General features: G+C 69.9%; 23 protein-coding genes and 2 pseudogenes. 2 read left to right on the forward strand and 23 right to left on the reverse strand.

Features of this window, described 5'->3' with window-relative positions:
- Nucleotides 1–581: 581 nt before the first annotated feature.
- The gene (locus AB0J08_RS13045) at nucleotides 582–2,099 is read right to left on the reverse strand and encodes an NAD(P)H-hydrate dehydratase (protein ID WP_360631590.1); all 1,518 of its coding nucleotides are present in this window, start codon (nucleotides 2,097–2,099) and stop codon (nucleotides 582–584) included.
- Nucleotides 2,100–2,108: 9 nt separating this feature from the next.
- Nucleotides 2,109–2,505, reverse strand: a pseudogene (locus tag AB0J08_RS13050) (holo-ACP synthase).
- 394 nt (nucleotides 2,506–2,899) lie between these two features.
- Between AB0J08_RS13050 and AB0J08_RS13055 the strand changes: the two are divergent.
- A pseudogene (locus tag AB0J08_RS13055) lies at nucleotides 2,900–3,100 on the forward strand (Uma2 family endonuclease); the annotation flags it as partial.
- 57 nt (nucleotides 3,101–3,157) lie between these two features.
- On the opposite strand, the gene glmS reads toward AB0J08_RS13055, so the two are convergent.
- The gene (glmS, locus tag AB0J08_RS13060; protein ID WP_360631593.1) at nucleotides 3,158–5,014 is read right to left on the reverse strand and encodes a glutamine--fructose-6-phosphate transaminase (isomerizing); all 1,857 of its coding nucleotides are present in this window, start codon (nucleotides 5,012–5,014) and stop codon (nucleotides 3,158–3,160) included.
- Between the two features lie 99 nt (nucleotides 5,015–5,113).
- Here glmS and coaA point away from each other — a divergent pair, with 99 nt between their 5' ends.
- A complete protein-coding gene (gene coaA, locus AB0J08_RS13065) occupies nucleotides 5,114–6,109 on the forward strand; it encodes a type I pantothenate kinase (protein WP_360631596.1) in 996 nt (331 codons plus the stop codon).
- Nucleotides 6,110–6,173: 64 nt separating this feature from the next.
- Here the strand turns inward: coaA and glmM are convergent, their stop codons facing one another.
- The 20 genes from glmM to rplF all read right to left on the reverse strand — a co-directional run bounded on the left by glmM (nucleotide 6,174) and on the right by rplF (nucleotide 21,151).
- Nucleotides 6,174–7,538 (reverse strand): phosphoglucosamine mutase, encoded by a 1,365-nt coding sequence (gene glmM, locus AB0J08_RS13070; RefSeq protein WP_360631599.1) that lies wholly within the window; start codon nucleotides 7,536–7,538, stop codon nucleotides 6,174–6,176.
- 176 nt (nucleotides 7,539–7,714) lie between these two features.
- Entirely contained in the window at nucleotides 7,715–8,218 is a 504-nt protein-coding gene (gene rpsI / locus AB0J08_RS13075; RefSeq protein WP_148644401.1) for a 30S ribosomal protein S9, read from the reverse strand.
- A gap of 46 nt (nucleotides 8,219–8,264) precedes the next feature.
- Complete coding sequence (gene rplM, locus AB0J08_RS13080) at nucleotides 8,265–8,708, reverse strand: 50S ribosomal protein L13 (RefSeq protein ID WP_329488106.1); 444 nt, start codon at nucleotides 8,706–8,708, stop codon at nucleotides 8,265–8,267.
- Nucleotides 8,709–8,994: 286 nt separating this feature from the next.
- Nucleotides 8,995–10,668 carry an ATP-binding cassette domain-containing protein gene (locus AB0J08_RS13085; protein ID WP_360631602.1) on the reverse strand — a complete coding sequence of 558 codons (1,674 nt, stop codon included), beginning with the start codon at nucleotides 10,666–10,668 and terminating at the stop codon, nucleotides 8,995–8,997.
- Nucleotides 10,669–10,709: 41 nt separating this feature from the next.
- A complete protein-coding gene (gene truA, locus AB0J08_RS13090; protein WP_360631605.1) occupies nucleotides 10,710–11,621 on the reverse strand; it encodes a tRNA pseudouridine(38-40) synthase TruA in 912 nt (303 codons plus the stop codon).
- Between the two features lie 77 nt (nucleotides 11,622–11,698).
- Nucleotides 11,699–12,187 carry a 50S ribosomal protein L17 gene (gene rplQ, locus AB0J08_RS13095; protein ID WP_360631608.1) on the reverse strand — a complete coding sequence of 163 codons (489 nt, stop codon included), beginning with the start codon at nucleotides 12,185–12,187 and terminating at the stop codon, nucleotides 11,699–11,701.
- Between the two features lie 156 nt (nucleotides 12,188–12,343).
- Nucleotides 12,344–13,366, reverse strand: a complete 1,023-nt coding sequence (locus tag AB0J08_RS13100; RefSeq protein WP_030232516.1) for a DNA-directed RNA polymerase subunit alpha — start codon at nucleotides 13,364–13,366, stop codon at nucleotides 12,344–12,346.
- 126 nt (nucleotides 13,367–13,492) lie between these two features.
- A complete protein-coding gene (gene rpsK, locus AB0J08_RS13105) occupies nucleotides 13,493–13,900 on the reverse strand; it encodes a 30S ribosomal protein S11 (RefSeq protein WP_030232513.1) in 408 nt (135 codons plus the stop codon).
- 72 nt (nucleotides 13,901–13,972) lie between these two features.
- The gene (gene rpsM / locus AB0J08_RS13110) at nucleotides 13,973–14,353 is read right to left on the reverse strand and encodes a 30S ribosomal protein S13 (RefSeq protein ID WP_360631611.1); all 381 of its coding nucleotides are present in this window, start codon (nucleotides 14,351–14,353) and stop codon (nucleotides 13,973–13,975) included.
- 179 nt (nucleotides 14,354–14,532) lie between these two features.
- The gene (rpmJ, locus tag AB0J08_RS13115) at nucleotides 14,533–14,646 is read right to left on the reverse strand and encodes a 50S ribosomal protein L36 (protein ID WP_003956441.1); all 114 of its coding nucleotides are present in this window, start codon (nucleotides 14,644–14,646) and stop codon (nucleotides 14,533–14,535) included.
- Between the two features lie 33 nt (nucleotides 14,647–14,679).
- The gene (gene infA / locus AB0J08_RS13120; RefSeq protein WP_003956442.1) at nucleotides 14,680–14,901 is read right to left on the reverse strand and encodes a translation initiation factor IF-1; all 222 of its coding nucleotides are present in this window, start codon (nucleotides 14,899–14,901) and stop codon (nucleotides 14,680–14,682) included.
- Between the two features lie 196 nt (nucleotides 14,902–15,097).
- Nucleotides 15,098–15,523, reverse strand: coding sequence for a large conductance mechanosensitive channel protein MscL (gene mscL, locus AB0J08_RS13125; RefSeq protein WP_360631615.1), 426 nt, complete (start codon nucleotides 15,521–15,523; stop codon nucleotides 15,098–15,100).
- A gap of 138 nt (nucleotides 15,524–15,661) precedes the next feature.
- Nucleotides 15,662–16,501 (reverse strand): type I methionyl aminopeptidase, encoded by an 840-nt coding sequence (gene map / locus AB0J08_RS13130; protein ID WP_360631618.1) that lies wholly within the window; start codon nucleotides 16,499–16,501, stop codon nucleotides 15,662–15,664.
- 130 nt (nucleotides 16,502–16,631) lie between these two features.
- Nucleotides 16,632–17,285, reverse strand: coding sequence for an adenylate kinase (locus tag AB0J08_RS13135; RefSeq protein ID WP_360631621.1), 654 nt, complete (start codon nucleotides 17,283–17,285; stop codon nucleotides 16,632–16,634).
- Nucleotides 17,285–18,595, reverse strand: a complete 1,311-nt coding sequence (gene secY, locus AB0J08_RS13140; RefSeq protein ID WP_360631624.1) for a preprotein translocase subunit SecY — start codon at nucleotides 18,593–18,595, stop codon at nucleotides 17,285–17,287. The genes AB0J08_RS13135 and secY overlap by 1 nt, the downstream gene beginning before the upstream one ends.
- 320 nt (nucleotides 18,596–18,915) lie before the next feature.
- A complete protein-coding gene (gene rplO / locus AB0J08_RS13145) occupies nucleotides 18,916–19,371 on the reverse strand; it encodes a 50S ribosomal protein L15 (RefSeq protein ID WP_360631662.1) in 456 nt (151 codons plus the stop codon).
- Entirely contained in the window at nucleotides 19,371–19,553 is a 183-nt protein-coding gene (gene rpmD, locus AB0J08_RS13150) for a 50S ribosomal protein L30 (RefSeq protein ID WP_030300409.1), read from the reverse strand. Before rpmD ends, rplO begins: the two co-directional genes overlap by 1 nt.
- Nucleotides 19,553–20,176, reverse strand: coding sequence for a 30S ribosomal protein S5 (gene rpsE / locus AB0J08_RS13155; protein WP_030055834.1), 624 nt, complete (start codon nucleotides 20,174–20,176; stop codon nucleotides 19,553–19,555). The genes rpmD and rpsE overlap by 1 nt, the downstream gene beginning before the upstream one ends.
- 48 nt (nucleotides 20,177–20,224) lie before the next feature.
- Nucleotides 20,225–20,608 carry a 50S ribosomal protein L18 gene (rplR, locus tag AB0J08_RS13160; protein ID WP_360631627.1) on the reverse strand — a complete coding sequence of 128 codons (384 nt, stop codon included), beginning with the start codon at nucleotides 20,606–20,608 and terminating at the stop codon, nucleotides 20,225–20,227.
- Between the two features lie 3 nt (nucleotides 20,609–20,611).
- Nucleotides 20,612–21,151: a 50S ribosomal protein L6 gene (rplF, locus tag AB0J08_RS13165; RefSeq protein ID WP_329488120.1), complete on the reverse strand. Its 540-nt coding sequence runs from the start codon at nucleotides 21,149–21,151 to the stop codon at nucleotides 20,612–20,614.
- Nucleotides 21,152–21,165: the final 14 nt, after the last annotated feature.

The raw sequence follows: 21,165 nt of genomic DNA on the forward strand, positions 1-21,165 counted from the left end.
CGGAGCGGGAGGGGAGGGGGTGCAGCGGAGGAGGGCGGAAGGCAGGAAGTGCGGGGAGGGCGGGGAGGGCGGGCGCAACGCGCGGAGCCCGCCGGTCGGCCGAACCGCCCACTGCCCGGGACCCGGCCGGGCACCCGTCCCACTCAAATATGTAGACCGGTCTACATCAGCGCGCGGCCTCCAACGCCGGCCTCACCACCGCCCCCACCCCCGCCCCCCGACCCCCGCACGAAAAGTCGACCCAGCCGACTTCCCACTCCGCCCAGGCGAAGACCCTCCGCCAAGCCCCTCACCCGCCGAGCGCATCCGGGACCTCAATATGTAGACCGGTCTACCTCTACGGCCGACCGCCACCCTCGCCCCCGCACAGGAAGTCGACCCGGCCGACTTCCCACTCCACTCAGCCGGCCCACCACCTCCCCCCGAGGTCCGCCCGCCGCCCCACCGGACCAAATATGTAGACCGGTCTACATTCCCACCCAGCCCGCAGCACTACCCGCCAGCACCATCCCCCCGCGAGAAGTCGACCCACCCGACTTCCTACTCCCCCAGCCGCCCCAGAATTATGTAGACCGGTCGGTCTATTCCTCCGCCGAGGCCCGCACCTCGCGCCAGACCACCGGCAGAGCGGCGGCCACCTGCAACGCCGTGACCGGCGCACCCGCTGCACCGGCCACATCAAGTACGCCCCCCGCGCCCGCCGGGTGGCGGCCTGCCAGGCCGTGCAGGTAGGCGGCCACCGAGGCCGCGTCCAGCACGGGCAGGCCCGTAGCCAGCAGGGAGCCGGCCAGCCCGGCGAGCACGTCGCCGCTCCCGGCCGTCGCCAGCCACGACGTCCCGGTCGGATTGACCCGCACCGCGCCCCCCGGGTCGGCGATCACCGTGGTGGAGCCCTTCAGCAGCACCGTCGCCCGATACGCGGCGGCGAGCCGGCGCGCGGTGGCCAGCCGGGAGGCGGCCAGGTCGTCGGCGGCCGGCGGTGCGCTGTCCCCCGCCTCCGCTCCCGCCAGCAGCCGGGCCGCCTCCCCGGTGTGCGGGGTGAGCAGCGTGGGCGCCGTCCGCCCGGCCAGGGCCTGCGGGCCGAGCCGGCCCAGTTCGGTGAGCCCGTCCGCGTCCACCAGGACGGGCACGTCGCTGGCCAGCGCCTCGCCGAGCGCCTGCCGGGCTCCCTCTCCGCCGCCCGGGCCGACCACCCAGGCCTGCACCCGCCCGGCTCCGGCCGGCCCGCCCTCGGTGACCAGGACCTCCGGGAACCGTCGCACCACCTCCTCGGCGGCCGTCCCGACGTACCGCACCGCGCCCGCCCCGCCGTGCAGCGCGCCGGCGACCGCCAGCAGCGCCGCCCCGGGGTACGTCGCCGAACCGGCCGCCACCCCGACGACGCCGCGCCGGTACTTGTCGCTCTCCGCTCCCGGGACCGGCAGCAGCGCCGCGACCTCGGCGTGCTGCAGGGCCTCCACCTCCGCCGTCGGCAGTTCCAGCCCGATCCCCACCAACTGCACCGCGCCGGCGTACGAGGCACCCGGGTCGATCAGCAGCCCCGGCTTGTACGTGCCGAAGCAGACCGTGACGTCCGCCCGTAGCGCCGGACCCGTCACCTCGCCGGTGTCGGCGTCCACCCCGCTGGGCACGTCCACCGCCACCACCACGCCGCGCCGCCCGGCCCGCGCGTACGGCTCCGCCTCCGGGCGCAGGCCACCCCGCCCACCGATCCCGACGATGCCGTCCAGCACCAGGTCGGCGCGCGAGAAGTCGGCCAGGCCGACTTCCTGTTCCAGCACCACCCGGCCGCGCGCCGCCCGCAGCGCCGCCAACCCGTCCGCGTGGGCACGCCCGGGAGCGAGCAGCACCGCCGTCACCCGCGCGCCGCGCCGGGCCAGCACCGCGCCGGCGTACAGTGCGTCACCCCCGTTGTCGCCGCTGCCCGCGAGCACCACCACCCGGCTGCCGTACACCCGGCCGCGCCGGCGCGTCAGCAGTCGGGCGCAGGTGGCGGCGAGGCCTGCGGCGGCCCGTTGCATCAGAGTGCCCTCGGGCAGTCGGGCCATCAGTTCGGCCTCGGCGGCCCGGACCTGTTCGACACGGTGAGCGCGGCGCATGCGAAAGCCCTAACCCTCGGCGACAACTACCGCCGACGCTACGCCCGCATCATGGCCGAGCGACACGTGCCACGAGACGACGCCCGGCTGTGCCGCCCGCGCCGCGACCGTCCCGCCCACCCGTCCCGCCCACCCGCACCGACCGGCCCGAGTCGGCGCTCACCACCTCGGCGTCGGTCCAGACCGGCCCGCCGGGCGCGCCGATCGCCTCGGCCGGCGCCTCCGTCGCCGCGAACCGCGCCGCCGGCGAGGCCCCACCCCGCCGTTGCCCCGACCCCGGCCGCAGCTCCCCCGGCGTGAACGGCGTGAACAGCGTGAACAGTCGCTCCGCCAGCCCCGGCGTGCGCTCCAACGTCGCCGCGAACCGGCCGATCCCCGCCACATCGCTCCCGACCCCGATGATCACGGACTGCTGCTCCGGCTTTGCGGGGCACTTTCGAGTGGCAACCACTTCGATCCCCCCACCGGCGTCGGTCCGTACACCCACCGTGTCGCACGCGTGGAACGGCAGGAGCTGGGGCGGCAGGAGCTGGGAGATCGTCGTGACGCCGCCGGACGGATCGCACGAGACCGCGTTCTCGCTGCTCGCCAGGCCGTTCTTCCGCAAGGCCGCGGTCGACCTCGACCTCTCGCCCAACACGGGACTGATCACGCCGAGGGGCCGGTACGTCCCGGACGGCACCGTCAGCCGGTCGGGCACTTCGAGAACGCGGCTTCCTGGGCTCCGACGACTGCGGTCCTGCTCGTCTTCGAGGTGACGTCCACCCACCCGCACGACGTCCACCCACCCGCACAAGGACCGCGGGCCCAAGCGCCACGGCTACGCCGCGGCGGGTATCCCCTGCTACCTGCCGGTCGACCGCGGCGAGGGCGAGGTGAGGCTGTTCACCACCCCGCAGGGCGAGGACTACATCACCCGTGGCCAGGTCGAGTTCGGCAAGCCCCTCGACCTCCCCGCCCCGTTCTCCTTCACGCTCGACACGCCGGCGCCCCTGCGGTAGGACGCAGCCACCGCAGGGGCACCGGGCCGAGGGCGCCGTGAACGGCACCCGGAGGTACTACTCCACGGTGACCGACTTCGCCAGGTTGCGCGGCTGGTCGACCTCGTGGCCCTTGGCCGTGGCCAGCTCGCAGGCGAAGACCTGCAGCGGCACGGTGGAGACCAGCGGCTGGAGCAGGGTCGGCGTCACCGGGATGCGGATCAGGTGATCCGCGTACGGGACGACCGCCTCGTCGCCCTCCTCCGCGATGACGATGGTGCGCGCACCGCGCGCCCGGATCTCCTGGATGTTGGAGACGATCTTGTCGTGCAGGATCGACCGCCCGCGCGGCGACGGCACGACCACCACGACCGGCAGCCCCTCCTCGATCAGCGCGATCGGCCCGTGCTTCAGCTCGCCCGCCGCGAAGCCCTCGGCGTGCATGTACGCCAGCTCCTTGAGCTTGAGCGCGCCCTCCAGGGCCACCGGGAAGCCGACGTGCCGGCCGAGGAACAGCACCGAGGTGGCGTCCGCCAGCGAGCGGGCCAGCTCGCGCACCGGCTCCATGGTCTCCAGCACCTGCTCGACCTGTCGCGGGGCGTCGCCGAGCTCCTTGATGACGGCGAAGATCTCGTCGCCCCACTTGGTGCCCCGTACCTGGCCCAGGTAGAGCGCGACCAGGTAGCAGGCCACCAGCTGGGTCAGGAACGCCTTGGTGGAGGCGACCGCCACCTCCGGACCGGCGTGCGTGTAGAGCACCGCGTCCGACTCGCGCGGGATGGTCGAGCCGTTGGTGTTGCAGATCGCCAGCACCTTGGCGCTCTGCTCGCGCGCGTGCCGCAGCGCCATCAGGGTGTCCATGGTCTCGCCGGACTGCGAGATGGCGATGACCAGCGTGCCCGGGCCCATGATCGGGTCGCGGTAACGGAACTCCGAGGCGACCTCGACCTCGCACGGGATCCGGGTCCAGTGCTCGATCGCGTACTTGGCGATCATGCCGGCGTGGAAGGCCGTGCCGCACGCGACGATGACGACCTTGTCCACCGAACGCAGGTCGGCGTCGGAGATCCGCAGCTCGTCGAGGGTGAGCCGGCCGTCGGTGCCGATCCGGCCGAGGAGGGTGTCGGCGACGGCCTTCGGCTGCTCGGCGATCTCCTTGAGCATGAAGTAGTCGTAGCCGCCCTTCTCGGCGGCCGAGGCGTCCCAGTCGACGTGGTACTCGCGCACGTCCGCCGGGTTGCCGTCGAAGTCGGTCACCGTGACGCCTTCGCGGCGCAGCTCGACGACCTGGTCCTGCCCGAGCTCGATCGCCTCACGGGTGTGCGCGATGAACGCGGCCACGTCGGAGGCGAGGAAGTTCTCGCCGTCGCCGCGCCCGACCACCAGCGGCGAGTTGCGACGCGCGCCGACCACGACGTCCGGCGCGTCGGCGTGCACGGCGACGAGGGTGAAGGCGCCGTCCAGCCGGCGGCAGACGATCCGCATGGCCTCCGCGAGGTCGCCCTCGTACACCTCGGCCAGCAGGTGCGCGACGACCTCGGTGTCGGTCTCCGAGCGCAGCGTGTGGCCGCGCTCGGCCAGCTCCGCCCGCAGCTGGGCGAAGTTCTCGATGATGCCGTTGTGGACCACGGCGACCCGGACGGCGTCGTCCAGGTGAGGGTGGGCATTGGCGTCCGTCGGGCCGCCGTGGGTGGCCCAGCGGGTGTGACCGATGCCGGTGGTGCCGCCGGGAAGAGGGGTCTCGGCGAGCGACTTCTCCAGGTTGGCGAGCTTGCCGGCCCGCTTGTCGGTGGCCAGGCTCCACTGCCCGTCGGAGCCCTGCACCTGCACCGCGACACCGGCCGAGTCGTAACCCCGGTACTCCAGTCGCTGCAGGCCTGCGATTACTACATCCAGAGCGGGCTGAGAGCCCACGTATCCAACGATTCCGCACATGCGTGCCAGCATAAGGGCGCCCAAGACGCCCCATTCGCACGCTTCGCCCACTGCGCGTGACCGACACCACAGCCACCGTGAACGCCGCTACGGCCCACAATGGAGCATGTGCTGACCGAACTCTGTACGCGGGGCGCCGCCACGCCCGGCCCGTCGCCGTCCCCCTACGTGGACCTCAGCCGGGCCGAGTGGAGCGCGCTGCGCGAGCGTACGCCGCTGCCGCTGACCGCGGAGGAGGTGGAACGGCTGCGCGGCCTCGGCACCGCCCTCGACCTGGACGAGGTCCGTGACGTCTATCTGCCGCTGTCCCGCCTGCTGAACCTCTACATCCACGCCACGCACGATCTGCGCGGCGCGCTGGGCACCTTCCTGGACACTCCGGACACCGAGCGCACCCGCACGCCGTTCATCATCGGCGTGGCCGGCTCGGTCGCGGTCGGCAAGTCCACCACGGCGCGCCTGCTGCAGGCGCTGCTGGCCCGCTGGCCCGAGCACCCCCGGGTCGCACTGGTCACCACCGACGGCTTCCTGCTGCCCAATGCCGAGCTGCGTCGGCGGGGCCTGATGGCCCGCAAGGGCTTCCCGGAGTCCTACGACCGCCGCGCGCTGATGCGCTTCGTGGCGGACGTGAAGGCCGGCAAGGAGCTGGTCACCGCCCCCGTCTACTCGCACCTGGTGTACGACATCGTGCCCGGCCAGCGGCTGACCGTGGAGCGCCCGGACATCCTCATCGTCGAGGGCCTGAACGTGCTCCAGCCGGCCCTGCCCGGCACGGACGGCCGGACCAGGCTCGCGGTGACCGACTACTTCGACTTCTCGATCTACGTCGACGCCCGCACCGACGACATCGAGAGCTGGTACCTGGACCGCTTCCGCAAGCTGCGGCAGACCGCCTTCCAGGACCCGAACTCCTACTTCCGCCGCTTCACCGAAGTGCCGGAGGAGGAGGCGATGGAGTACGGCCGCCAGGTCTGGCGCACCATCAACAAGCCCAACCTGCTGGAGAACGTGCTGCCCACCCGGGGCCGCGCCACCCTGATCCTGCAGAAGGGTCAGGACCACAAGGTCCGCCGCGCGCTGCTGCGCAAACTCTGAGCGCCCCCGACGCCGCAGGGCCCCCGCCGTACGAAACGGCGGGGGCCCTGTGCGTGCGCGGGCGTCAGCCCAGGTGCGTACGGACCGCCTCGGCCAGCCGCTCGGCGACGGCCTTGGCCTGCACCTGGTCGGCGGCCTCGACCATCACCCGGACCAGCGGCTCGGTGCCCGAGGAGCGCAGCAGCACGCGGCCGGTGGAGCCCAGCTCGGCCTCGGCCTCGGCAACCGCCGCGGCCAGCTCGGGGCTGGTGTTCACCCGGCTCTTGTCCACGCCCTTGACGTTGATCAGCAGTTGCGGCAGCCGGGTCATCACGGCGGCCAGGTCGGCGAGCGGCTGCTTGGTGGCGGCCAGCCGGGCGCCCAGCATGAGGCCGGTCAGGGTGCCGTCGCCGGTGGTGGCGTGGTCCAGCAGGATGACGTGGCCGGACTGCTCGCCGCCGAGCGCGAAGCCGTGCTCCTTCATCGCCTCCAGCACGTAGCGGTCGCCGACCGCGGTCTGCACCAGCTCCACGCCCTCGCGCTCCATCGCCAGCTTGAAGCCCAGGTTGGACATCACGGTGGCGACGGCCGTGTTGCCGCGCAGGGTGCCGGCCTCCTTCATGGCGACGGCCAGGATCGCGATGATCTGGTCGCCGTCGACCTCGTCGCCCTCCGCGTCGGCGGCCAGGCAGCGGTCGGCGTCGCCGTCGAGCGCGATACCGAGGTCGGCCTGGTACTCCTTCATCGCGGCGCGCAGCCGGTCCAGGTGGGTGGAGCCGACGCCGTCGTTGATGTTCAGACCGGTGGGCTCGGTCCCCAGGGTGTGGACGACCTCGGCGCCGGCCCGGGCGAACGCCTCGGGCGCGACGTAGGCGGCCGCGCCGTGCGCGCCGTCGATGACGACCCGGATGCCGTCCAGGCGGTTGGGCAGCACGCCGATCAGGTGCGCGACGTACTTGTCGAAGCCCTCGGTGTACTCGCGGACGCGGCCGACGGCCTCACCGGTGGGGCGCTTCCACTCCTCGCCGCCGACGGTGTGGGTGCGGTAGTGCGCCTCGATGGCGTCCTCGATCCGGTCGTCCAGCTTGTGGCCGCCCCGGGCGAGGAACTTGATGCCGTTGTCCGGCATGGCGTTGTGGCTGGCGGAGAGCATCACGCCGAAGTCGGCGCCGAGGGCGCCGGTGAGGTAGGCCACCGCCGGGGTGGGCAGCACGCCGACCCGCAGCACGTCGACGCCCGCACTGGCCAGGCCGGCGATGACCGCGGCCTCCAGGAACTCGCCCGAGGCGCGCGGGTCGCGGCCGACCACCGCGACCGGCCGGTGGCCGTCGAAGGCCCCCGCCTCACCGAGAACGTGCGCCGCCGCGACGGACAGCCCGAGCGCCAGCTCCGCCGTCAGCCCCTGGTTGGCCACACCGCGTACGCCGTCCGTACCGAAGAGTCGTCCCACTGTCCCGTCCTCCATCACCGCTGCTGGCAGGTAAAACCCGGCAGTCCATTCGATCGAATCCCCGGCCTGCACACCACGGCCGGGGAGCACGACGCCCCGGAGTACACGGGGTACTCCGGGGCGTGAGAGCGCAACCAGGGGTGTGCACCAGGGCGGCACACACCCCTCGGGCGCGACTAGCGCTTGCTGTACTGCGGGGCCTTACGGGCCTTCTTGAGACCGGCCTTCTTGCGCTCGACGGCACGGGCGTCACGCATCAGGAAGCCGGCCTTCTTGAGGGCGGCGCGGTTGTTGTCCACGTCGGCCTCGTTCAGGGCGCGGGCCACACCGAGGCGCAGCGCGTAGGCCTGACCGGAGGTGCCGCCACCCGAGATGCGGGCGACGACGTCGTAGCGACCGTCGAGCTCCAGCAGCTTGAAGGGCTCGTTCACGGTCTGCTGGTGCACCTTGTTGGGGAAGTAGTTCTCCAGGGTGCGACCGTTGATCTTCCACACGCCGGTGCCCGGGACGATGCGCACGCGGGCGATCGCCTCCTTGCGGCGGCCAAGGCCGGCGCCGGGGACGGCCTCGCCGAAGCGGCCGGCCAGCGACTCGGAGGTGTAGCTCTCCTCAGAGGTGTACTCGCCCTCGACGACGGTCTCGTCGAAGTCGACCTCAAGGGTTTCAGTGGTCTCGGCCACGGTGTTCCTCAGCTCTTTTCAGTGTTGGGGGGCTAGGTGGCCGGAGTTACTGCGCGACCTGGGTGATCTCGAACGGCACCGGCTGCTGGGCAGCGTGGGGGTGCTGGTCGCCCGAGTAGACCTTCAGCTTCGAGAGCATCTGGCGACCCAGGGTGTTCTTGGGGATCATGCCCTTGATGGCCTTCTCGACGGCCTTCTCCGGGTTGTTCGCCAGGAGGTCGTCGTAGCGGACCGAGCGGAGACCGCCCGGGAAGCCGCTGTGGCGGTACGCCAGCTTCTGGGTCTTCTTGTTACCCGACAGGTGCACCTTGTCCGCGTTGATGATGATGACGAAGTCACCGGTGTCAACGTGCGGCGCGTAGATCGCCTTGTGCTTACCCCGGAGGATGTTGGCGGCCTGGGAGGCCAGGCGGCCGAGCACGACGTCGGTCGCGTCGATGACGTGCCACTGACGCTGGACGTCGCCGGGCTTGGGGCTGTACGTACGCACGGTCGTAGCCTCTGCTTTTCAGTGAGTGAGTCCTGACAGGAGCACCCGGTCGAGCGCATCAGCCTGGCCGCCTTGGACGCAATTCAAGGGGAGCCGCTGGGTCGTCGACCTGATATCTCCGGCGTACCGACCTCTCACGTGAGATAGAGCGAGCCAATACGCACAACAAGCACCCAGCCTACTGGGCGCACCGGGGTGGGTCAAAATCCCCTCGGGCCGACCGGGCCGGAAAGCGGCCCGGACGGCCCCGATCGGCGCTCGCGCCGGAGCCGGGCAACGCCTCCGATCAGCGCTCGCGCTCGACCCGGCTGACGTCCCAGACCGGCTCCGCGGACTCGTAGACCTGGCCGTCCGCACCGAACACCAGGAAGCGGTCGAAGGTCTTGGCGAACCAGCGGTCGTGCGTGACGCACAACACGGTGCCGTCGAAGGCCTCCAGGCCGGCCTGCAGCGCCTCGGCGCTCTCCAGGTCCAGGTTGTCGGTCGGCTCGTCGAGCAACAGGGCCGTCACCCCGTCGAGTTCGAGCTTGAGGATCATCAGCCGGGCCTGCTGGCCACCGGACAGCGACTCGAACTTCTGCTCCTCCTGGCGGTCCAGCTCGTAGCGGCGCAGCGCCCCCATCGCGGCGCCGCGGCTGAGCGCGTGCTCCTCCTCAACGATCGAGCGCACCGTGCGGCCGAACAGCTCCGGGTGGGCGTGGGTCTGCCGGAAGTGGCCGGGCACGACGCGGGCGCCGAGCTTCCACCGGCCGCTGTGGGCGACCGTCCCGTCGCCGGCGAGCAGCCGCAGGAAGTGCGACTTGCCCGAGCCGTTGGAGCCCAGGACGCCGATCCGCTCGCCGTAGAAGACCTCCAGGTCGAACGGCTTCATCAGGCCGGTGAGCTCCAGCTGCTCGATGGTGAAGGCCCGGACGCCCGTCCGGCCGCCCTTGAGCCGCATGGTGATGTTCTGCTCGCGCGGCGGCTCCTCCGGGCGGCCCGCCTCCTCGAACTTCTTCAGCCGGGTCTGTGCCGCGGCGTAGCGGGTGGCCAGCGCGTGGCTGACCGAGGCCGCCTGACGCAGGGTGACCACCAGCTTCTTGAGCTTGGCGTGTTCCTCGTCCCAGCGCCGGCCGAGCTCCTCGAACCGGGCGAAGCGGTCCTTGCGTGCCTCGTGGAAGGAGTCGAAGCCGCCGCCGTGGACCCAGACGCTGCTGCCGGCCGCACCGGACTCGACGCTGATGATCTTCTCGGCGGTGCGGGAGAGCAGCTCTCGGTCGTGCGAGATGTAGAGCACGGTCTTGGAGGTGGACTTGATCGCCTCCTCCAGCCAGCGCTTGCCGGGGACGTCCAGGTAGTTGTCCGGCTCGTCCAGCAGCAGCACCTCTTCGGGGCCGCGCAGCAGCGCCTCCAGCACGAGGCGCTTCTGCTCGCCGCCGGAGAGGGTGTTCAGCCCGCGCCACTGGGCCTTGTCGAAGGGCATCCCGAGGGCGGCCGTGGTGCAGACGTCCCAGTCGGTCTCGTAGTCGTAGCCACCGACGTCCGCCCAGTCGGAGAGCGCCTGGGCGTAGGCCATCTGCGTCTTCTCGTCGTCCTGGGCGATCATCGCCAGCTCGGCGGCGTCGACCGCGCGGGCCGCGACGGCGATCCGCTCGGGGGCCACCGAGACCAGCAGGTCGCGGACGGAGGCGTCGGCGGGCAGCGGGGCCGGACCCTGCCGGTCCTCGTCCTCCTGCTTGGCCTCGCGGCCGGTGGTGCCGACGAACTGGCGCATCACACCGAGCCCGCCGCTGATCGTCACCGAACCGCCGTGCGGCTGGAGGTCGCCCGCGATCATGCGCAGCAGGGTGGTCTTGCCAGCTCCGTTGGCGCCCACCAGCGCGACCGCGGAGCCCTCGCCGACCCGGAAGGACGCGTCGTCGAACAGCACCCGCCCGTCCGGCAGGTAGTACTCAAGGTGCGAAATCTCGACGTGTCCCATGCGGACGATTCTCCCAAGCCGCCGCCCAGGACCAAAACGGATTACCCGACGGTCGGCTGCCCCGGCAGCGTCCTGACCCGGCGGGCCAGCCGGCTGCGCTCGGCGAGCTGGTCGTCCGCCGGGTAGCCGACCTCCTCCAGCGTCAGCCCGTACGGCCGGATCACGTTGACCGCGGAGTTGCGCACCCCGCCGGCCAGCACCTCGCCCGGGAACTCCACCGGCCGGTGCCCGTCGCCGACCAGCAGCATCGCGCCGACCAGGGCCCGCACCATGTTGTGGCAGAAGGCGTCGGCGCGGACGGTGGCGACCGCCAGCGTGCCCTCCTGGGAGGCGTAGGAGTCGACCGGGACGCGGTCCCAGTGCAGCTCCAGCAGGGTGCGGATGGTCGTCGCACCCTCGCGCTTCTTGCAGTACGCGGCGAAGTCGTGCTCACCCAGCAGCAGCGCGGCGGCCGCGTTCATCCGCTCGACGTCCAGCGGCCGGTCGTGCCAGAGCACGTGGCCGCGCAGCAGTGGGTCCACTCCGCCGGGGTGGTCGGCGACCCGGTAGGCGTAGCGGCGCCAGATTGCGGAGAAACGGGCGTCGAAGCCGGCCGGCGCCTCGCCGAGGCGGTAGATCCGCACATCCCCGGGCAGTCGCCCGGCCAGCCGGCGCAGCAGCTTCTCGCGGTGCACGGCCCACAACTCGGCCGGCAGGTCGACGTGGGCGACCTGACCCCGCGCGTGCACGCCGGCGTCGGTCCGTCCGGCGACCGTCAGCGGGTACAGCTCCGAGCTGCGGGTGACGACCTGCAGCGCGGACTCGATCTCCTCCTGCACCGTGCGGCGGCCACCGCGTTGGCGGGCCCAGCCGGAGAACTCCGCCCCGTGGTAGGCGAGGTCGAGCCGGACCCGGAGGTACCCGTCCGCCGGGCCGTCCTTCACCGGCGGCCGCTCGGCGCAATCGTTGACCACTGCTTCACTCCAGACAGAAGGAACGGGCCCGCTCCCCCACGGAATGGGAGAGCGGGCCCGCACTGCACCCAAAGGTGTCAGGCCTGCTCGGCCTCGGCCTCGTCGGCCTTGGTGTCCTCGACCTTGGTCTCCTCGACCTTGGCCTCGGCCTCCTTGACGGCGCGCTTGGTGGCGCCCTCGGCCTCGCCGACGGCGGTCTGCGCGACGGTCAGCGCCTCGACCAGCTCGATCACGGCCATCGGGGCGTTGTCGCCACGACGGCCACCGATCTTGGTGATGCGGGTGTAGCCACCCGGGCGGTTCTCGTAGCGCGGCGCGATCTCGGTGAAGAGGGTGTGCAGCACGGAGATGTCGGTGATCGTCTTGCGAACCAGACGACGGTTGTGGATGTCGCCCTTCTTCGCCTTGGTGATCAGCTTCTCCGCCAGCGGGCGCATCCGACGGGCCTTGGCCTCGGTCGTGGTGATGCGGCCGTACTGGAACAGCTCCCGGCACAGACCGGCGAGCAGCAGCGGCTCGTGGTGCGGGCCGCCGCCGAGGCGGGCACCCTTGGTGGGACGCGGCATGGAATTACTCCTTGGATCTCCGACTGCGGCCGTACCAGGTACCGCAGCGGGCGTACGGACACGGTGTCCGTACGACTTTCATGATGGTGGGGGCGGCTCCGGGGAACCGCCCCCGCCAGCAAAACGGGGGTCCGGGGGAAGTCCCCCGGATCACGCTCAGTACTGCTCGGTCTCCGCGTAACCCGCGTCGTCCAGGTCGTCGGCGCCGAAGGCGTCGGCGGCGGCGGTCGGGTCGAACCCGGGCGGGCTGTCCTTGAGGGCCAGGCCCATGCCGGCCAGCTTCGCCTTGACCTCGTCGATCGACTTCGCACCGAAGTTGCGGATGTCGAGCAGGTCGGCCTCGGAGCGGGCGACGAGCTCACCCACGGTGTGGATGCCCTCGCGCTTGAGGCAGTTGTACGACCGAACGGTGAGCTCGAGCTCCTCGATCGGCAGCGCCAGATCGGCGGCCAGGGCGGCGTCCGTCGGGGACGGGCCCATGTCGATGCCCTCGGCGTCGATGTTCAGCTCGCGGGCGAGACCGAACAGCTCGACCAGGGTCTTGCCGGCCGAGGCCATGGCGTCACGCGGGCGCATGGCGGGCTTGGTCTCGACGTCGACGATCAGCTTGTCGAAGTCGGTCCGCTGCTCGACACGGGTGGCCTCGACCTTGTAGGTGACCTTCAGCACGGGGCTGTAGATCGAGTCGACCGGGATGCGGCCGATCTCCTGGCCGGAAGCCTTGTTCTGCACGGCGGAGACGTAGCCGCGACCGCGCTCGACGGTCAGCTCCATCTCCAGCTTGCCCTTGCCGTTCAGCGTGGCGAGGACCAGCTCGGGGTTGTGCACCTCGACACCGGCCGGCGGCGCGATGTCGGCGGCGGTGACCACGCCCGGGCCCTGCTTGCGCAGGTACATCACGACCGGCTCGTCGTGCTCCGAGGAGACGACCAGCTGCTTGATGTTGAGGATGAGGTCGGTGACGTCCTCCTTGACGCCCGGCACGGTGGTGAACTCGTGCAGGACACCGTCGACCCGGATGCTGGTGACAGCGGCACCGGGGATCGAGGAGAGGAGCGTGCGGCGAAGGGAGTTGCCGAGGGTGTAGCCGAAGCCCGGCTCCAGCGGCTCGATCACGAACCGCGAGCGGAATTCGTCGACGACCTCTTCGGTCAGCGAGGGGCGCTGAGCGATCAGCATGTTCAGATCCTCCAGTTGTCTTCGGCACCCACTATTTGATGCCGAACAGAACCAGCGTACGGGGTCCCGCAAGAATCAGGACCCCGTACGTGGTTTAAAGCAACACCGATGCCCGAAGGCGCTGCGTCAGACGCGGCGGCGCTTCGGCGGACGGCAGCCGTTGTGCGGGGTGGGGGTGACGTCCTGGATCGAGCCGACCTCCAGGCCGGTGGCCTGGAGCGAACGGATCGCGGTCTCGCGGCCGGAGCCCGGACCCTTCACGAAGACGTCGACCTTGCGCATGCCGTGCTCCTGCGCGCGACGGGCAGCGGCCTCGGCGGCCATCTGCGCGGCGAACGGGGTGGACTTGCGCGAGCCCTTGAAGCCGACGTGGCCGGCAGAGGCCCAGGAGATCACGTTGCCCGCGGGGTCGGTGATCGAAACGATGGTGTTGTTGAACGTGCTCTTGATGTGCGCGTGGCCGTGAGCGACGTTCTTCTTTTCCTTGCGGCGGATCTTCTTCGCGCCGGCAGCCTGACGACCCTTGGGGGGCATAAGTCTGTTCTCCTACTGAGGTGGTCGGTCCGCTGACCCGCGGGCCGGAGGGATGTCCGGTGACGGGACGGACTACTTCTTGCCCGGCTTCTTCTTGCCGGCGATCGCGCGACGCGGGCCCTTGCGGGTACGCGCGTTGGTGTGGGTGCGCTGACCGCGGACCGGCAGGCCGCGGCGGTGACGCAGACCCTCGTAGCAGCCGATCTCGACCTTGCGGCGGATGTCGGCGGCCACCTCACGGCGGAGGTCACCCTCGACCGTGAAGTTGGCGTCGATGTACTGACCCAGCTTGACGAGGTCTTCCTCGGAGATGTCGCGAACGCGGACATCCGGGTTGACGCCGGTCTCGGCGAGGGTGTGCTGGGCGCGGGTACGACCGATGCCGTACACGTACGTAAGGGCGATCTCGATCCGCTTCTCACGGGGGAGATCAACGCCGGCGAGGCGTGCCATTCATGGCTCCTGTGTTTCTTCAGAGGTCTTGCGTGCTGCCTACTCCGACACCTCACGGTGTGGGAGCCCCGGCCTCTGACCGGGGGTGGCAGTCCGTCCCGCGAGGGACGGATCGGGCAGCCCGCTTATGACGTTTTCGCGTCGCGCGAAGTACTACGAGAAATGCTGGGGAGAACTGATCAGCCCTGGCGCTGCTTGTGGCGCAGGTTGTCGCAGATCACCATGACCCGGCCGTGACGGCGGATCACCTTGCACTTGTCGCAGATCTTCTTGACGCTCGGCTTGACCTTCATGCTTCAGGTTCTCCGGGTCTAGATCTGACGTTCTTACTTGTAGCGGTAGACGATCCGGCCACGCGTGAGGTCGTAGGGGCTGAGCTCCACCACGACCCGGTCGTCCGGCAGGATGCGGATGTAGTGCATGCGCATCTTGCCACTGATGTGCGCGAGGACCTTGTGACCGTTCTGCAGCTCGACCTTGAACATCGCGTTCGGAAGAGACTCGATCACGGTGCCCTCGATCTCAATGGCGCCTTGCTTCTTAGCCATGAACTGCGAGATCCACCTTCCGGGACCGGCTACCGTATGCGGAACGCTCGTGCGAACCTGGGTCCACCCCACCCCCCGAAGGGGAAGAGGGCGTGCTGGAGCACGCTACGAGTGAGCCGACGGTCCATCCTACGTCAGTGCGTCCGATGGGCCAAAACGGGGCCCCGGGGAGGCCGTCGTGGCGCGCGGGCCGCGGTCACAGACCGGCGGAGAACACCAGCGGCTCGACGTGGGCGGTGCACGCCGAGCAGCGGCGGGCCGCCTGGGGGATCTCGGTCAGGCACTCGGGGCAGGGGCGCTTCGGGGCCTTCGGCTTCTTCGGCAGGTAGCGGGCGGTGGCCTTGGTCATCGGCAGCACGACGCAGAAGTACAGCACCGCCGCGGTCATGAGGAACGCGATCAGCACGTTGAGGAACTGCCCGTACGGGAAGATGACCCCGCCCAGGTTGGCCTTGTACGAGCTGAAGTCGCCGGCGGCGCCGACCACCACACCCACCAGCGGGGTGAGGAACGCCGACACGAAACCGGTCACCACTCCGGTGAAGGCGGCACCGATGACCACACCGACGGCCATGTCGACCACGTTGCCGCGCATCATGAAGTCGCGGAATCCCTTGAGCACTGCACTCTCCTGCTTGATCGAAGCCGCTGAGGCCAGTGAAGCCACTGCCAGCCGATAAAAATAGGACAAAAGCCCTGGAGGTCCAAACCTCCAGGGCTCTGATCCCTTGTCAGACGCGGCAGTTGACCGCCTCCGCGACTAGCCGAGGGGGTCCGGAGCCGCGGTGATGCCCAGCTTCGCGAGTTCGGCCCGGCCGCCGTCGAAGGCCGTGAGTACCAGCGGGCCCTGCTCGGTCACGGCCACCGAGTGCTCCCAGTGCGAGGCCCAGGTGCCGTCGGTGGTCACGACGGTCCAGTCGTCCTCCAGCACGGTGGTGTGCGGGGTGCCCAGCGAGACCATCGGCTCGATGGCCAGCACGGTGCCGGGGATCAGCTTGGGGCCCTTGCCGCGGCCCCGCTCCACGTAGTTCAGCACGTGCGGCTCCATGTGCATCGCGGTGCCGATGCCGTGGCCGCCGTAGCCCTCGGTGATGCCCCACTTGCCCTTGGGCGGCAGCGGCTGGCGGCGAATGAAGCCCTCGATCGCCTTGGAGACGTCGGCGAGGCGGTTGCCCTTCTTCATCTGGGCGATGCCAGCCCACATCGAGCCCTCGGTGACCCGGCTGAGCATCTCCACCTCGGGCCGGACCTCGCCGACCGCGACGGTGATCGCCGCGTCGCCGTGCCAACCGTCCACGATGGCGCCGCAGTCGATCGAGATGATGTCGCCCTCCTGCAGCGCCCGGTCGCCGGGGATGCCGTGCACGACCTCGTTGTTCACCGAGGCGCAGATCACCCCCGGGAACCAGAGCCCGCCGTGGTCGGCCCGGAAGTTCGAGGTGGCGCCGTGGTCGGTGATGACCTTGTCCGCGACGTCGTTCAGCTCCTGGGTGGTCACCCCCGGGGCGACCGCCTCCCGGCAGGCCTTCAGCGCCTCGGCGACGACCAGCCCGGCCGCTCGCATCTTCGCGATCTGCTCGGGGGTCTTGATCTCCACCATCTGGTCACGCCTTCCTTGGGTTCCCGCCCGGTCCTTGCCGGGCGGCCGTGCACTCGTTCCACCGTACGACGCGGCACGGCCGCGCCGCCCCGGCGAGGGGCGGCGCGGCCGTAGGGCGTCGCTCGTGATGTCAGCTGTCCTGCTTCAGCGCCTCGATCGCGCGCTGGGTCACCTCGTCCACCTTGCCGAGCGCGGGGATGGTCGCCACCAGGCCCTGCTGGGCGTAGTAGTCGATGATCGGCTCGGTCTCCGTGTGGTAGACCTCCAGCCGCGTCCGCACCTTCTCCTCGGTGTCGTCGGAGCGCTGGTACAGCTCGCCGCCGCACTCGTCGCAGACGCCCTCGGCCTTCGGCGGGTTGTAGTCCACGTGGAAGACGTGGCCCCCGTCGTTGCGGCACAGACGGCGGCCGGCGATCCGGCGGACGACCTCGTCCTCGGGGACCTCAAGGTCCAGCACGCCGTCCAGCGCGATGCCCTGCTCGGCCAGGAACTCGTCCAGCGCCTTGGCCTGGCCAAGGTTGCGCGGGAAGCCGTCGAGCAGGAAGCCGTTGGCGGCATCGGGCTGGAGCATGCGGTCCTTGGCCATCCCGATGGTGACCTCATCCGGCACCAGGCGACCCGCGTCCATGAAGCTCTTGGCCTCGAGCCCCAGCGGGGTGCCCTGACCAATGTTGGCGCGGAAGAGGTCGCCGGTGGAGATGTGGGGGATGGACAGGGTCTTGGCGAGCAGGTGCGCCTGAGTACCCTTCCCGGCCCCGGGAGGCCCGACGAGGACGATACGCATCAGCGGAGGAACCCTTCGTAATTGCGCTGCTGGAGCTGGCTCTCGATCTGCTTCACAGTTTCGAGTCCGACGCCGACGACGATGAGAACGCTGGTGCCGCCGAACGGGAAGTTGGTCTGCTGTCCGAAGGCGACCAGGGCGATCATCGGGATCAACGCGATCAGGCCCAGGTAGAGCGAACCCGGCCACGTGATGCGGGTGAGCACGTAGTTCAGGTACTCGGCCGTCGGCCGGCCGGCCCGGATGCCCGGGATGAACCCACCATACTTCTTCATATTGTCGGCAACTTCTTCGGGGTTGAAGGAGATGGCGACGTAGAAGAAGGCGAAGAAGACGATCAGCAGGAAGTAGGTGGCCATGTAGACGGGGTGGTCACCCTTGACGAAGTTGGTCCTGATCCACGTCGCCCAGCCGGCCTGGCTGCTGGTCAGCTGGACCACCAGGGCGGGGATGTACAGCAGCGACGAGGCGAAGATGACCGGGATGACACCGGCCTGGTTCACCTTGAGCGGGATGTAGGTCGAGGTGCCGCCGAAGGCGCGCCGCCCGATCATCCGCTTCGCGTACTGGACCGGGATCCGGCGCTGGGCCTGCTCCACGAAGATGACCAGCATCACAACGATGACGCCGACCGCGACCACGGAGAGGAACTCGACCCAGCCGTCACCGATGGTGCCGGACTGCTTGATCGCCCACATCGAGCCCGGGAAGCCCGAGGCGATCGAGGTGAAGATGAGGATCGACATGCCGTTGCCGATGCCGCGGTCGGTGATCAGTTCACCCAGCCACATGATGAACGTGGTACCGGCGGTCATCGTGATCACCATGACGGCGATCCGGAACACCGACTGGTCCGGCACGATCTGGTTGGCGTAGACGCAGCCCGAGAACAGCGCACCGCTGGAGGCCGTCGCCACGATGCCGGTGCCCTGGAGCACGGCGAGCGCGATGGTCAGGTAACGCGTGTACTGGGTGATCTTCGCGGTACCGGCCTGCCCCTCCTTCTTCAGCGCCTCGAGTCGCGGGATCACGACGGTGAGGAGCTGGAGGATGATGCTGGCCGTGATGTACGGCATGATGCCGAGCGCGAAGATCGTCAGCTGGAGGAGCGCGCCACCACTGAACAGGTTGACGAGCCCGAACAATCCGCTGCTCTTGGTGTCCTTCACACATTCGTTGACAGCTTGGAAGCTGACCCCGGGAACCGGGACGTGGGAGCCCAGCCGGAACAGCACCATGATGCCCAGCGTGAACAGCAGCTTCTTGCGCAGGTCGGGCGTCTGGAACGCCCGCGCGAACGCACTGAGCACGGTGCCTCCTGCGCCTCCCGCGCGTCGTCGGCGGGAGGGTCGGTCCTGAATGGGGAGTTTGCGGTTCGGGCCCCCGTACAGACGGCACAGGCGAGCCTACGCGCAGCCTACAAGGGAACTCCACGGACTCTAACAGTGCGCGGCCACTCGAAAGAAGCGCGTACGGCCCCTCCCCCACTCACGGGGTACGGGATGCCCGGGTTTGCCACACAAAAGAACGAGGCCCGCACCTGCCCTGGAGCGGCGACGGACCACTTCGACAACGCACGAGCCCCGCACCTCCGTGAAGGAGGTGCGGGGCTCGTGGAAAGTCAGCGGGCTCAGACGAGCTCGGTGACGGTACCGCCGGCGGCGGTGATCTTCTCGGCGGCGGAGCCGGAGACGGCGTCGACCGTCACCTGCAGCGCGACCGAGATCTCGCCGGTGCCGAGCACCTTGACGAGGGAGTTCTTGCGAACCGCGCCCTTGGCCACCAGGTCCTCGACAGTGACCTCGCCACCCTGCGGGTAGAGCTCGGCCAGCTTGTCGAGGTTGACGACCTGGAACGTGATCTTGAACGGGTTCTTGAAGCCCTTCAGCTTCGGCAGGCGCATGTGGAGCGGCATCTGGCCACCCTCGAAGCGCTGCGGAACCTGGTAGCGGGCCTTGGTGCCCTTGGTACCACGACCGGCGGTCTTACCCTTGGAGCCCTCACCACGACCGACGCGGGTCTTGGCGGTCTTGGCACCCGGGGCGGGACGCAGGTTGTGAACCTTGATCGGCGAGTCGCCCATAATCAGTCCACCTCCTCGACCGTGACGAGGTGACGCACGGTCTGGGCCATCCCGCGGATCTCGGGACGGTCCTCCTTGACGACCACATCGTGCATGCGCTTCAGACCCAGCGAGCGCAGCGTCTCGCGGTGGTTCTGCTTGCTGCCGATGTAGGACTTGGTCTGCGTGATCTTCAGGCGAGCCATCAGGCGCTCACCCCTGCAGCACGAGCCCGCAGCAGAGCGGCGGGAGCCACGTCCTCCAGCGGCAGGCCACGACGGGCGGCGATCTCCTCGGGGCGCACGAGGCCCTTCAGAGCGGCCACCGTGGCGTGCACGATGTTGATCGCGTTGTCGGAGCCGAGCGACTTCGACAGGATGTCGTGGATACCGGCGCACTCGAGCACGGCACGCACCGGGCCACCGGCGATAACACCGGTACCGGGGGCAGCCGGCTTCAGGAGCACGACGCCGGCAGCCTTCTCGCCCTGGATCGGGTGAGGGATGGTGCCCTGGATACGGGGGACCTTGAAGAAGTTCTTCTTGGCCTCCTCAACACCCTTGGCGATGGCGGCCGGAACCTCCTTCGCCTTCCCGTAGCCGACACCTACGGTGCCGTCACCGTCGCCCACCACGACCAGCGCGGTGAAGCTGAAACGACGACCACCCTTGACAACCTTGGCGACACGGTTGATCGCAACGACACGCTCGACGTAAGCGGTCTTCTCGACGGCGGGGGCGTTACCCCGGTCGTCACGCTTACGGTCGCGCCGCTCGCCACCGCCGGTGCCGCCGCCGGCGCCGCTACCGCGGCGCTGGGGTCCAGCCATTGGAATTACCTCTCTCGATTACGTCCGTCGACTGAGCCGACGAGCGGCTTAGAAGTCGAGCCCGGCCTCACGGGCAGCATCGGCCAGAGCGGCGATGCGGCCTGCGTACCGGTTGCCCGCGCGGTCGAAGACGACCGACTCGATGCCGGCGGCCTTGGCGCGCTCGGCGACCAGGCTCCCGACCTTCTTGGCCAGCTCGGTCTTGTCGCCCTCGACGCCCTTGATGGACACGTCGAGGGTGGACGCCGACGCCAGGGTGTGACCCTTGGCGTCGTCGATGACCTGGGCGACCATGTGGCGGTTCGAGCGGGTCACGACGAGGCGCGGACGCACCTCGGTGCCGGTGACGCGCTTGCGAACACGGATAGCGCGGCGCTTGCGAGCGGCGCTCTTGTAGGCGTTGCCCTTGCCGATCTTGACAGAGACGCTCATCGCTTACTTACCACTCTTTCCGACCTTGCGGCGGATGACCTCGCCCGCGTACTTGACGCCCTTGGCCTTGTACGGGTCGGGCTTGCGCAGCTTGCGGATCTTCGCGGCGACCTCGCCGACCTTCTGCTTGTCGATGCCGTCCACGTGGAACTTGGTGGCCGACTCGACGACGAAGGTGATGCCCTCCGGGGCCTCGACCAGGATCGGGTGGCTGTAGCCGAGCTGGAACTCCATGTTGGAGCCCTTCGCCAGGACTCGATAGCCAACACCGCTGATCTCCAGCGACTTGCGGTAGCCCGCGGTCACGCCGGTGATCATGTTCGCCACCAGCGTGCGGGAAAGGCCGTGCAGGGCCTTCGACAGACGCTCGTCGTTGGGGCGGGTGACGAGCAGCGTGCCGTCCTCGCCCTTGCCGATCTCGATCGGCGCGGCGACGTGGTGGGTGAGGGACCCCTTCGGGCCCTTCACCGAGACCGCCTGGCCATCGATGGTGACGTCCACGCCGGCGGGAACCGGGATGGGCAGCCGTCCAATGCGCGACATTGCTGTACCTCCGT

This window comes from Kitasatospora sp. NPDC050463, assembly GCF_040655255.1.
Classification (GTDB): Bacteria; Actinomycetota; Actinomycetes; order Streptomycetales; family Streptomycetaceae; genus Kitasatospora.

Bases quoted from the DNA above. Each gene is read 5' to 3' on its own strand.
- rpmJ (WP_003956441.1), bottom strand. From the start codon at position 14,646: ATGAAGGTCAAGCCGAGCGTCAAGAAGATCTGCGACAAGTGCAAGGTG.
- coaA (WP_360631596.1), top strand. From the start codon at position 5,114: ATGGAGCATGTGCTGACCGAACTCTGTACGCGGGGCGCCGCCACGCCC.
- glmS (WP_360631593.1), bottom strand. From the start codon at position 5,014: ATGTGCGGAATCGTTGGATACGTGGGCTCTCAGCCCGCTCTGGATGTA.
- rpmD (WP_030300409.1), bottom strand. From the start codon at position 19,553: ATGGCTCGCCTGAAGATCACGCAGACCAAGTCCTACATCGGCAGCAAG.
- AB0J08_RS13045 (WP_360631590.1), bottom strand. From the start codon at position 2,099: ATGCGCCGCGCTCACCGTGTCGAACAGGTCCGGGCCGCCGAGGCCGAA.
- infA (WP_003956442.1), bottom strand. From the start codon at position 14,901: ATGGCTAAGAAGCAAGGCGCCATTGAGATCGAGGGCACCGTGATCGAG.
- rplR (WP_360631627.1), bottom strand. From the start codon at position 20,608: ATGAGCGTCTCTGTCAAGATCGGCAAGGGCAACGCCTACAAGAGCGCC.
- map (WP_360631618.1), bottom strand. From the start codon at position 16,501: ATGGTGGAGATCAAGACCCCCGAGCAGATCGCGAAGATGCGAGCGGCC.
- rpsM (WP_360631611.1), bottom strand. From the start codon at position 14,353: ATGGCACGCCTCGCCGGCGTTGATCTCCCCCGTGAGAAGCGGATCGAG.
- rpsK (WP_030232513.1), bottom strand. From the start codon at position 13,900: ATGCCCCCCAAGGGTCGTCAGGCTGCCGGCGCGAAGAAGATCCGCCGC.
- rplQ (WP_360631608.1), bottom strand. From the start codon at position 12,187: ATGCCGCGTCCCACCAAGGGTGCCCGCCTCGGCGGCGGCCCGCACCAC.
- AB0J08_RS13100 (WP_030232516.1), bottom strand. From the start codon at position 13,366: ATGCTGATCGCTCAGCGCCCCTCGCTGACCGAAGAGGTCGTCGACGAA.
- rplF (WP_329488120.1), bottom strand. From the start codon at position 21,151: ATGTCGCGCATTGGACGGCTGCCCATCCCGGTTCCCGCCGGCGTGGAC.
- AB0J08_RS13135 (WP_360631621.1), bottom strand. From the start codon at position 17,285: ATGCGTATCGTCCTCGTCGGGCCTCCCGGGGCCGGGAAGGGTACTCAG.
- AB0J08_RS13085 (WP_360631602.1), bottom strand. From the start codon at position 10,668: ATGGGACACGTCGAGATTTCGCACCTTGAGTACTACCTGCCGGACGGG.
- rpsE (WP_030055834.1), bottom strand. From the start codon at position 20,176: ATGGCTGGACCCCAGCGCCGCGGTAGCGGCGCCGGCGGCGGCACCGGC.